This window comes from Flavobacterium anseongense (assembly GCF_021608185.1).
In the GTDB taxonomy this organism is placed as follows: domain Bacteria; phylum Bacteroidota; class Bacteroidia; order Flavobacteriales; family Flavobacteriaceae; genus Flavobacterium; species Flavobacterium anseongense.
The window spans coordinates 76,109-88,691 of record NZ_JAKIHN010000001.1; the positions used below are offsets into that span (position 1 = coordinate 76,109).

The window sequence follows — 12,583 nt, forward strand, 5'->3', positions numbered from 1 at the left end:
CTGTAGGAAAATTAATTTTGTAAGTATTTTATTCATTAAAATATAAATATTATGTATTTCATCGATATTATTTGCTTTTAAACGATATTTGTATCAATATTTGCTTTGTCAAAATCCCCAGATTATGAAAAAGTTATTACTCTTAACCTCAATCATGCTATCTACCATTGGCTTTTCCCAGCCAATCACGGTAAGCACAACCAGTTACACAGTGCCCCAATTGGTAAACAATGTTTTAATTAATTCACCTTGCGTAAACGCTACGAATATAACGTGGAGCACGGGAACAAATTTTGGTTCTTCTAATGGAATTGGTTTTTTCCAAAACACTAATCCAGGCTTTCCAATGCAAAGTGGCGTTGTTTTAAGTACCGGAAACGCATTGAATGCGGCTGGTCCAAATACATCGTTGCTAAATGATGGCTCGGCTGCCTGGCCTGGTGATACTAATTTAGAAGCAACATTGGCAGCAGCAGGAATTTCGATGACATCGAAAAATGCTTCTGTTTTGGAATTTGATTTTACACCAATTTCTTCAAATTTTAGTTTTGATTTTATTTTTGCTTCTGAAGAATATGGAAATTTTCAATGTTTATATTCTGATGCTTTTGCCTTTTTATTGACTAATATGACAACCGGTGTAACCACAAATTTAGCTGTTGTCCCTAGTACAAATACACCTATATCAGTTGTTACCATTAGAGATTTCTCATATAACTCTTCTTGTCCATCAGTAAATGCTAATTATTTTGGTGCATTTAATGGTGGTTCCGGCGCGGCAAATTCAGCTACTAATTTTAATGGTCAAACTAAAGTTTTAACAGCTGCAGCTTCACTAACTGCCGGTGTTCCTTATCATATTAAATTAGTAATTGCCGATAGATCAGACCCACAATCAGATTCATCAATATTTATTTCCTCTGACAGTTTTAATATTGGTCAAGACGTATTAGGTTTAGATTTGACCATTGCTGGTGGTAACGCATTATGTTATGGAACAAGTCATACTTTAGATACCGGATTAAGCACATCTAATCACACGTTTGTTTGGAAAAGAAATGGTGCTGTTTTACCTGGTGAAGTTGGTCCGACTTTAACGGTTAATCAAGCTGGTACTTATGAAGTAACTTATACTAATATTTTTAGTACCTGTTTACCTGTTACCGATTCAGTTGTTGTTGAATACTATCCTCAAATAACTTCACCAAATCCGAATAATCTTTACAAATGTGATTCGGGTGCTTCTTCCTATACTTACAATTTAGATTTAAATACAACAAGAGTAAAAACAGGTTTAGATCCATTGACTAGCGTTACCTATTTTTTATCTCAAAGTGACGCAGATAATAATGTAAACCCACTTCCTTTGATGTATAACAGCCCAAGTGGACAAACAATTTATGTTAGAATTCAATTACCAAACAGCAGTTGCTTTATTGTTAAATCTTTTCAATTGCTGGTATCTCCTGGTCCAGTTGCTAATACTGCGCCAAATTTAACATCATGTGAAATTACGCGAGGTCAGAATAGAGCTCGTTTTAGTCTGGAGCAGCAAACAGCTGTAATTCTAAATGGTCAATCTGCAACTATTAATAATGTCACTTATTACACATCATTAAATGATGCTAACAATGGGATTAACAGTATAACCGGTACAAGTTCATTTGTCTCTTATGGTCAAACTATTTATGTGAGAGTTCAAAATGTTAGTGACTCCTCATGCTTTAGCATTACAAGTTTTGACCTTATTGTTAATCCGTTGCCTCTTGTAGATGTTCTTGAAGATGTATTAGTTTGTACAGGTTATACTTTACAGCCTTTAACTAACGGAAACTATTTTACGTTAATAAACGGTGGAGGAACTCCATTACATGCCGGAGATGTAATTACAGTAACATCAACTATATACATATATAATCAGCCCGGAGGGCCAGGCAGTTGTGGAGCCAATAGCTCTTTTAAAATTACTATTGTAAATGAAACCGATTTAACACCTCCAAATGTAACAAGTTGTGGTAATTATACATTGCCAAGTTTAGAGTACGGAAAATATTATACAGCACCAGGCGCTACAGGTACAGAAATACCTGCTGGAACTGTAATAACTTCATCGCAAACAATATATTATTATTTTATTACCGAAACACCTCCTATTTGTAACGTTGATTCTAGTTTCACAGTTACAATTGTTCCCAATCTTGAAGTTGGCACTCGATCAGATGTATTTGAATGTACTTCATATACTTTACCTTCTTTATCTTTAGGTAATTATTTTACAGGATCTGCAGGAACAGGAACTCAATTAGCAGCAGGAACTGTTATAACAACCAGCCAAACTATTTATGTTTATGCATCTACAAGTGGGACAACGCCATGTAGTGATGAAGATGCTTTTGATGTCTTTATTGGAATACCTCAACCGGCTGATATTTCACAATGTAATGGCTATACTTTACCTGCACTTCCTATAGGAAACTATTATACAGGTCCAAATGGAACCGGAACTCAAATCCCTTCCGGTACTGTGATAAATGATAATTCTACCATTTACATCTATGCGCAAACAACAAGCGGAACCGGTAATTGTACTGATGATTTACATTTTACACTAACTTTTGCTCAACCTCAAATAGATACTTTATCGGATGTTGCTGTTTGTGAAACTTATACTTTACCTACACTAACAAATGGCGAATACTTTACCGATGTCGAAGGTGGCGGAACAATGCTATATCCTGGCGATGTCATCCTTTCAACACAGACAATCTATATTTTTAAAAGATTAAATGCAACTTGTTTTAATCAAAATAGTTTTACTGTTACTATTAACCCATTACCTGCTATTGACTCTCGTTCGGATATTGATATTTGCGACCAATATGTATTGACACCTTTGACAGTTGGAGATTATTACACCGGACCTAATGCAACCGGAACATTAATTGCGCCAAATACTGTTATAACTTCTTCACAGGAAATTTATATTTATGCCATTTCGAACACGACACCGGCTTGTAGCATTCAGAATACTTTTCAAATAAACATCTTTTCAACAACTGCTGATTCAATGCCGAACGTTACAGCCTGTGATAGCTATACTTTACCTGCCTTAACCCCTAACAATCGCTATTTCACTGCCTCTGGTGGACCAAACGGCACCGGAACAGAGATTCCTGTTGGTACTACAATCACTTCAAGTCAGACTATATATATATATAAAGAATCTTTAATCAGAACCTCTTTTTCATGTCTTGATGAAACCTCATTTACAGTAACTATTAATAGCACTCCGGTAATTCCTCCTATTGCCAATGTCCAAGTTTGTAATTCCTATACTCTGCCTCCTTTGGCTATTGGTGATTACTATACAGATATAAATGCATCCGGAACTTTACTACACGCAGGTGATGTTTTGACTTCTTCACAAACACTATATATTTATGCACATACTGCAACTTCACCTGATTGTTCAAGTGAAAGACGTCTAACAGTTACTATATATAACGTAGATGAATTGCCAAATGTTACTACTTGTGAAAACTATACGCTACCAACTTTGACTGTAGGCAGATTTTTCACCGGTCCAAATGGAACAGGATCAATGCTGGCTTCTGGCTCAGTTGTTAATACCTCTATGACTGTTTACGTCTATGGCTCATCTCCTTTTGACCCGAAATGTAGTGATGAAACATCATTTACAGTGACTATTATTGATACACCTGTCGCTAATTCTGTTCCTGCAAGTTTGAGAACTACATGTGATACAGATGGTACTAATGATGGAATAGTTAGTTTTAACTTGTCGACCTTATCAGCTGCAATTCTCGGAACTCAAACCGGGTCTGAATTTAGTGTTACTTATTATGAAAGTCTGGCAAATGCAACAACGGCTACTAGTCCGGTAACAACCTCTACTCAAACGCTTGTTTACACTAGAGTGAGTAATTCATTAGCACCAAATTGTTATGATGTAAAACCGATAACTATTATTGTAAATAAACTTCCGGAACCAACACCTGCTGATGGAATAATTTGTATAGATAGTGAAACCGGAGCATTACTAAACGCCTATACAATATATAGTGGTTTACCAACAGCAACGCATAGATTTGTTTGGACAAATGAAGCCGGAAATACAGTTGGAACCGCAAGCAATTATCAGGCAACTTTACCCGGAGTATTTACTTTAGTTGCGACAACTAATGCTACAGGTTGTGCTTCAGAACCCGTAAGTGTTACTGTTTCTCCATCTGAACCGGCTATCGTAACCTATGAGGTTAGTGAAGATTTTGCAGACAACCAATCTATTACAGTAACGGCAACAGGTCAGGGAAATAATTTTGAATACCAATTAGATAATGGTCCGTTTCAGGACAGTAATGTTTTTGAAAATGTTTCATCCGGAATCCATACAGTAACCGTTAGAGATAAATATGGTTGTGGAAGCACTTCTATTCAAGCTTTGGTTGTAAACTATCCAAAATACTTTACTCCAAATGGTGATGGATACAACGACTCTTGGAATATTCAAGATTTATCAGGACAATCAACTGCCAATATTACAATTTATGACCGCTACGGTAAAATACTTACCCAAATAAAACCAAATAATAGTGGCTGGGACGGAACGTATAATGGTCGCTTAATGCCTTCAGACGATTATTGGTTTAGTGTTTCTTATACCGATGAAAATCAGGTTGACCAGGAATTTAGAGCCCATTTCGCCATGAAGCGATAACCTACATAATACCTACTTTATTAAAACTCCTGAAAATATTCAGGAGTTTTTTGTTAAAATATGTAACAAGTTAAAACTTTTAAAGTCTACTTGTACATTAAATAAATTATCATCAATACATCATGAAGTTTAAAATCTTACTACTTTGCTTACTAAGCACCATTTCTTTTCTGCATGCTCAAACCTCAAATCAAGGAACATTCGCATTGGGAAGTATTTCAGGAAAAGTAATCGACAAAAATTCAAAAGAACCTATTCCTTACGTTAATGTTAGTGTTAAATTAGACGGAAAAGTTATTACCGGTGGAATTACACAAGACAATGGAAGTTTTTCAATAAAAAACCTTGAACTAAAAGAGTATGTTGTAGAGTTCCTTTTTATGGGTTACAAAACACAAACAGTCACTGCAAATTTAAATGACGCTACTAAAAACGTTAATCTAAATACTATTTCACTTGAAGAAGAAGCTGTACAACTTAAGGACGTTGAAATTGTTAGCGAACGTTCCACTGTTGTTCAAAAAATAGACCGAAAAGTAATCAATATTGGAAAAGATTTGATTGCTTCGGGAAATACCGCTTCCGAAATCATGAACAATATTCCAACCGTTAGTGTCGACCCACAAACAAAGGAACTTAGTTTAAGAGGAAACTCTAATGTAAGAGTTTTGATTGACGGAAAACCATCTAACATTGATGCAGCACAACTGTTACAACAAATTCCATCTTCTTCCATCAAACAAATCGAATTAATTACGAATCCTTCGGCTAAATACAATCCGGAAGGAATGAGCGGAATTATCAATATCATTTTACATAAAAACTCTCAGGAAGGCTTTAACGGAAGTATCAATTCAGGTGTTACTTTTGGTATAACTCCAAAAGTAAATTCTGCTTTGAATCTTAACTATAAAGTGGGGAAAGTAAATTTCTACACCAATTATGGTTTCAATCACGGGAAAAATGAGAATCATGGTTATATTGATAGTTTCAGACCTACATTAGAAAACCATCAGGATTTTGGCGGTTCTAATCTGAACACTTCACACCTGATTAAATTAGGAATGGATTATTATATCAATGAAAAAAATACCATTTCTTTTTATACCAGCCAAAACATTGTAAATGGCGGTGGTATTGGTTTCACGAATGTTGATTATGAAAATTTACTTCTAAGAAGTTCCAGACAAACTTCTGATTCTGATACTGAAAACTATACACAAACTTATGACCTAGCCTATAAGCACGACTTTACTAAAAAAGGCGAAACATTAGATTTTCAGGCTAACTTTTCAAATACTAAAAGCCCGGAAAATACAGATTATAATTTTGCACAAACCAACCCAACTTCAACAAGATTCACCAATAACGACATCGAACGCGATACAGATTATTTACAAATCAACTTTGATTATGTGAATCCGTTATCTGAATCGGTTAAATTGGAAATTGGTGCCGAAACACGTCTTCAAAAAATCACAAACGATTTTGATGAAACTATCAGCGAGCCTTCAGCATCCTACAACAGACAAGGAAATTCTAATTTTGAATTCACCAGAAACATCCATTCGTTTTATACTAATATAGGAAAACAATGGAAAAAATGGAGCGTTCAAGCCGGTGTACGTTTAGAGCAATATGAAATAGACGGCGATTTTGAAAATGTTGTTACTTCATCAAATCCAACTGAAAACATTAACGACCAAAGTACCATCAAAGACGATATCTTTTCGGTATATCCATCTTTGTTTTTCAACTACAAAGCGAGTGATAAAGACTCTTTTAATTTCAACTTTTCAAGACGTGTTGACCGACCAAGTATCGGACAAATAAGCCCAATCAGAGAATGGACAACACCATTAGTAGAATCAAGAGGAAATCCTGCTTTAGAACCACAGTTTACCAATTCATTCGAAGTAAATTATACCAGAACTACCAAAATAGGTTCGGTTACCTCTGGAGTATTCTACAGACAAATTAATGATGAAATTGGTAGAATTATATACAAAAACCCGGACAACAACAATCAGGATATTATCTCTTATGACAATTTTGATGACAATCACACTGTTGGAGCGGAAGTTTCTGCAAATTTGAAATTAGCCAAATGGTGGTCTGTAAATGCCAGTACTGATGCTTACTTCAAAACCGTTAGAGGAACTGTTCAAAATGCTAACTCCGGTTTACAAGAAAGAGCTGAAGCAGATGTAGTTATTTTCAATGCCCGAATGAACAATAACTTTGTGGCAACAAAAAAATTGAGATTCAATTTATTTGCCATGTACAGAGGAAAAGATCTAGGTTTACAATTCGAAAGAAAACCAATGTACAGAATGGATGTTGGCTCAACTTACACCATCCTTAAAGGAAAAGGAAGCATTACAGCCAGAGTAAATGATGTTTTTGAAACCATGAACTTCGCCTTTGACGGAAGCATTCCTTATCGTCAGGTGGGAGCATTTTACTGGGAAAGCCAAACTTTCTACCTAGGATTTAATTATATGTTTGGTGGTGGCAAAAACAGCGCAATGCAGCGTAAACAAAGAGATCAAAATGAAACACAAGGCGGTGGTGGCCTTTTATAAATATCACAAATTATTTGAATAGTTAGAAACGAAAAAGCCATCCGTAAAAAAATGGCTTTTTTTATTTTTAAGGAGCACAGCATCCGCTACTTAAGGACGCTCACTCCCGCTATCCGCGCTACACGGTAGCTTGCTCCTATCAGGGCTAAAGACAACTTACCACTTAATTATAGCACTTGCCCAGGTAAATCCACTACCAAAAGCAGCCAAAACAACGGTATCACCTTTCTTTATCTTTCCTTGTTCCCAAGCTTCAGTCAAAGCAATCGGGATAGAAGCTGCCGTTGTGTTTCCGTATTTCTGAATATTATTAAAAACCTTGTCATCACTTAAACCAAATTTCTTTTGGATAAACTGTGAAATCCTCAAATTCGCCTGATGCGGAATCAACATATCTATATCAGACACCTCTAAATTATTCGCCTGTAATCCTTCGTTAATCACTTCACTAAAACGAACCACCGCATTTTTGAAAACAAATTGTCCGTTCATATATGGAAAATAACTTTCATCATCCGGATTGTTATCTGCCAAAATATCTGTAACCCATCTTCCTCCCATTCCCGGAGCTAAAACTGCCAATTCCTTAGCATGTTCTCCTTCTGAATGCAAATGTGTGGAAAGAATTCCGCTATCGTCATCGCTTCTGCTCAATACTGCTGCTCCTGCTCCATCTCCAAAAATCACCGAAACAGCTCGACCTCGATCAGTCATATCCAATCCAAGTGACTGCACTTCGGAAGCAACGACCAAAATGTTTTTATACATTCCGGTTTTAATAAATTGATCCGCCACAGAAAGTGCATAGACAAAACCCGAACATTGATTCCGAATATCTAAAGCGCCAACAGTTTTTAAACCCAATTCCTTTTGCAAAGCAACGCCCGGCCCCGGAAAATAATAATCGGGAGAAATGGTGGCGAAAACTATAAAGTCGATATCGTCATACGAAATTTTGGAGCGTTCAATAGCAATTTTCGATGCTTTTACACCCATTGAGGTTGTCGTATCCTGACCGCGAACAATGTGTCTTCTTTCCTGAATCCCTGTTCTTTCCTGAATCCATTCATCATTAGTATCCATTATTTTGGATAAATCATCATTGGTAACTACATTTTCCGGAACATAAAATCCTAAACCTGATATTTTGGAATGAAACATATTTTCTATTTAATTGTTAAAAAACGTTATGCTAAATTAAACATTTTTAAGGCTTCTTTCTCAAGTAAATTTCACTGCCTATTGAAACCTCAACCTCGCTTTCAAAAAATATATTTTTATTGTTATGAATAGCTTCAATCAGATAATGGTTTCCCAAAAAATATGCATTAGTTACTACAACATTAAGCTTTGATTTTTCGACAATCATCAATTGATTTGGATAGACAAGTGCTGTTTTTCCATCAATTTCAATTTCATTTACATCGCCAAAAAGAGAAGCAATGTATTTGTTTTTTGGATTGTCGTAAATATTTTTTGGGCTTCCTTCATCGATAATTTTTCCATCTTTCATAACCAAAACGTCATCCGCAAAAGAAAGTACATCCGAACTGTCATGTGTAGCAAAAATAGTAGTGATTTGTTTTTCTTTTAAATACCCAAAGAGTTTTCGACGCAAACTATTTTTTCTGAAATTATCAATATGACTAAAAGGTTCATCTAACAATAAAACTTCGGGTTCAAGTGCTAAGACTCTTGCTAATGCTACGCGTTGCATCTGTCCGCCACTTAAATTTTTTGCTTTTATATTGGCATACTCCGTCATTTCGACAATTGCTAATAGTTCGGCAACACGCTCATTTTTTTGTTCGGGATAAAAATTCGAAAGGTATTTGCCTACATTTTCGGCTACGGTAATAAATGGCATTAAGTCAAAATCCTGTGCCAAGTATTTCATGAAATCCATTCCGGGAATAAGATTGTATTTTGGACCTAAAACTTCGGTATCATTCCAAAATAATTGCCCTTCATCTAAATCATACAATCCATAAATAAGTTTCAGCAATGTACTTTTCCCGCAACCACTTTCTCCAATAATTGCCATGTTTTTCCCTCTCTCTAATTCAAAAGAAATGGAGTTGATGGTTGGTTTTTCCTGATAAGAAAATGAAATGTTGCTGACGTTTAGCATAGTTTTACTTGATTTACAAAATTGAACAATCTAAAATGAAATAAAAAATATATTTGACAAACAGTTTATGATTCTCAATGCTATTTTTACACAAGTGATAGATTTTAGCTTGTTTTATTATGCATTTTATGAAATTAGATTTACTTTTACATACCCGTTGTCGTTTAATTTAGAGTGACTTATGAAATTGAAAATCTACATATATATCTTTTTACTTTTAATAATAAATGCATCTTATGCTCAAGTCGGCATTGGAACTACATCTCCAAACGCCTCTTCTATGCTGGACATTACTTCAACCAATAGCGGTCTGTTAATTCCGAGGGTTGCTTTAGTAAGTGCCAGTGATGTGACAACAATTACTACACCTGCAACTTCCTTATTAGTTTACAATTCTGGTTTTGCTCCAAATGGTTATTATTATTGGAATGGTTCGCTTTGGGTTCAATTAGCTGTTGGCTCCAATACAGATTGGTCACTAACCGGAAATACAGGAACAAGTTCTTCTACAAATTTTTTGGGAACTACTGACGATGTTGATATAGTTTTTAAAAGATTTAATGTCAGAGCCGCATTTATAGGAAATCCGAATACTACTTCAGGAAATATGAATACTTCATTTGGAGCCAATTCATTATTGAATCCTTCAGGAACAAGGAATGTAGCCGTTGGAACCAATGTCTTGCCTTCCAACAGTACCGGAAACAGAAATACCTCCGTTGGAGAACGTTCTATGTTTACAAATACTACCGGCTCTTTTAATACCGCTTTTGGTGCAGGCACACTTTTTTCAAATCAAAGTGGTGATTTTAATACTGCTATTGGAAGACAATCTTTAACGAGCAATGCTTTTGGATTATATAATACAGCTCTGGGTAATGATTCCGGTTATAGTTTGACTAATGGAAGTAATAATATTTTTATTGGATACCGAGCAGGTTATAATGAAACCGGAAGCAATAAACTTTATATAGAATATGCTAACTTAACTACCGATTCGAGTCAGAACAATGCCATAATTTATGGAGATTATGGAGTTTCACCAAAAGTTTTAAGGGCTAATGCACAACTTCAGGTTGGAAATCCTTCTGTATCCGGTTATTCTTTCCCCACAACAAGAGGAACTGCTGGACAGGTTTTACAAACAGATGGTGCTGGAGCAACAAGTTGGGCATCGGCTTCCTCTAATGACTGGGGTATTTTGGGAAATTCAGGATTGTCCGGTACCACAAATTTTTTAGGAACAACTGATGCCGTTGATGTAGCTTTTAGAAGAAGTAATGCCGCTGCGGGTAAGATTGGAGCCACAAGCACTTCATTTGGTGTTGGCGCATTGAATTCAGGAGTAGCTACTAATAGTACCGCTTTTGGTAACAACGCCTTATCTGTCAGCACAGGAAATAACAATGTTGCAATTGGTCAAAATGCATTACAAAATTCTGCTTCAACTGCACAATGGAATACCGCCGTTGGAACAAATGCTTTAAGGGGAATCAATAATGCTGCTGCACAAGACAATGTGGCAATTGGTTTTGAAGCCATGGGATTAGGCACAGGAAATATTAGTAATACTACTGCTGTTGGTTCAAAAGCGATGCAAAATAGTACAGGTGCAAATAATACCGCTGTTGGTAATTTTGCACTTGCCGGTGCGGCTGGTACACAAACCGGAACAGAAAATACTGCAATTGGAATAAGTTCCATGAGGGAAAACGTTAGTGGTGCTTCAAATACCGGAGTTGGTTCCGGTTCTCTCCAATTTAACCAATCAACAAGTAATAATGTAGGTATTGGCTTTAGAGCATTAAGATCAGGTGGAGGAAATTCTGTAGCTGTTGGAAATAATGCCCTTCTATCAAACACAGGTGCTAATAATACAGCATTGGGTCACCAAGCATTAGGTGCTATAACTAACGGTACAGGAAATGTCGCTATAGGTAATCTGGCCGGGTCATCAGAAACTGGCGCAAGTTCCAATAAATTATATATTGAAAATTCTAATGCTGACGCTTCAAATGCGTTGATTTATGGTGAATTTGATAATAATATTGTTAGGGTAAATGGTACTCTACAAATTAGCAATCCTGCTTCTGCTCCGGGATATGCTTTACCAAATGTCAGAGGAACTAATGGACAAATATTACAGACAAATGGTGCCGGAACAACATCATGGGTTGACGGAACTACTTTATCTATTACTGAAACAGACCCACAAGTTTCATCGGCAACTTCAAATGTTGTCCCAAAATGGAACGGAACTACTTTAGTTGATGGTGTAATGATAGATAACGGAACCAATGTTGGTGTTGGAATAACACCTTCGGTAGGAAATAAATTGGAAGTTAATGGTAAAACTAAAACTACTAATTTTCAAATGACAACTGGCGCAACGGCTAACTATATATTACAAAGTGATGCAACAGGTAATGCTTCATGGGTTAATCCAACTACACTAACTATAACAGAAACTGACCCTCAAGTTTCATCGGCAACTTCAAATGTAGTCCCAAAATGGGATGGCACTACTTTGGTTGATGGCGTGATGACCGACGACGGAACTAATGTCGGAGTTGGAGTTACTCCAAGTGTAGGAAATAAATTGGAGGTAAATGGAAAAACAAAAACCACCGATTTTCAAATGACAACAGGTGCGACTGCTAATTATGTACTTCAAAGTGATGCTTCGGGAAATGCTTCTTGGGCACTGCCAAACAACACACTTTCTGTTGTGAGAACAAATTTAAGTGGCGCACAATCTTTAGGAACCGGAGGTTGGCAACTAGTGAATTTCAACACCATAGTTTTTGATTCAAATACTGAATTTAACACAGGAACCAACAGATTCGTGGCTGCAAAAACAGGATATTATGAAGTAAATGCCGGTTTTCACACCGACAATCAAAGCAACACGCAATTCTACTCTATTGGTGTTTATAAAAATGGTTCATTGTACCAACAAAACTCAGGCAATCATTCGAATCTTGGTCCGGTATCCAGAACTATCAACTGTATTGTTTCTCTAGGTGCAGGAGATTATATAGAAATTTATGCAGAAAACTACCAATCCGGAGTTAACATAGATTCCTATATAGGGAAGACTTTTTTTGAAGTAAAACAGATTAGATAAAA

Annotated in this window: 5 protein-coding genes; 3 read left to right on the forward strand and 2 right to left on the reverse strand. The window is 36.1% G+C overall.

The window, feature by feature from the left end; translation table 11 throughout:
* The first annotated feature begins 124 nt into the window (after nucleotides 1-124).
* Nucleotides 125-4,738 carry a T9SS type B sorting domain-containing protein gene (locus L1S35_RS00390; RefSeq protein WP_236395708.1) on the forward strand — a complete coding sequence of 1,538 codons (4,614 nt, stop codon included), beginning with the start codon at nucleotides 125-127 and terminating at the stop codon, nucleotides 4,736-4,738.
* A 122-nt stretch (nucleotides 4,739-4,860) separates the two neighbouring features.
* Nucleotides 4,861-7,323, forward strand: coding sequence for a TonB-dependent receptor (locus L1S35_RS00395; protein WP_236395709.1), 2,463 nt, complete (start codon nucleotides 4,861-4,863; stop codon nucleotides 7,321-7,323).
* A gap of 156 nt (nucleotides 7,324-7,479) precedes the next feature.
* Here L1S35_RS00395 and L1S35_RS00400 read toward each other — a convergent pair whose 3' ends face one another.
* Together L1S35_RS00400 and L1S35_RS00405 are read right to left on the reverse strand one after the other, a co-directional pair.
* Entirely contained in the window at nucleotides 7,480-8,484 is a 1,005-nt protein-coding gene (locus L1S35_RS00400; RefSeq protein WP_236395710.1) for a 3-oxoacyl-ACP synthase III family protein, read from the reverse strand.
* 46 nt (nucleotides 8,485-8,530) lie between these two features.
* Nucleotides 8,531-9,454 carry an ABC transporter ATP-binding protein gene (locus tag L1S35_RS00405; RefSeq protein ID WP_236395712.1) on the reverse strand — a complete coding sequence of 308 codons (924 nt, stop codon included), beginning with the start codon at nucleotides 9,452-9,454 and terminating at the stop codon, nucleotides 8,531-8,533.
* 181 nt (nucleotides 9,455-9,635) lie between these two features.
* On the opposite strand from L1S35_RS00405, the gene L1S35_RS00410 reads away from it, so the two are divergent.
* On the forward strand, nucleotides 9,636-12,581 hold the full coding sequence (locus L1S35_RS00410) for a beta strand repeat-containing protein (RefSeq protein ID WP_236395714.1): 2,946 nt from the start codon (nucleotides 9,636-9,638) through the stop codon (nucleotides 12,579-12,581).
* The last annotated feature ends 2 nt before the right edge of the window (nucleotides 12,582-12,583 follow it).

Bases quoted from the DNA above. Each gene is read 5' to 3' on its own strand.
- L1S35_RS00390 (WP_236395708.1), top strand. From the start codon at position 125: ATGAAAAAGTTATTACTCTTAACCTCAATCATGCTATCTACCATTGGC.
- L1S35_RS00395 (WP_236395709.1), top strand. From the start codon at position 4,861: ATGAAGTTTAAAATCTTACTACTTTGCTTACTAAGCACCATTTCTTTT.
- L1S35_RS00400 (WP_236395710.1), bottom strand. From the start codon at position 8,484: ATGTTTCATTCCAAAATATCAGGTTTAGGATTTTATGTTCCGGAAAAT.
- L1S35_RS00405 (WP_236395712.1), bottom strand. From the start codon at position 9,454: ATGCTAAACGTCAGCAACATTTCATTTTCTTATCAGGAAAAACCAACC.
- L1S35_RS00410 (WP_236395714.1), top strand. From the start codon at position 9,636: ATGAAATTGAAAATCTACATATATATCTTTTTACTTTTAATAATAAAT.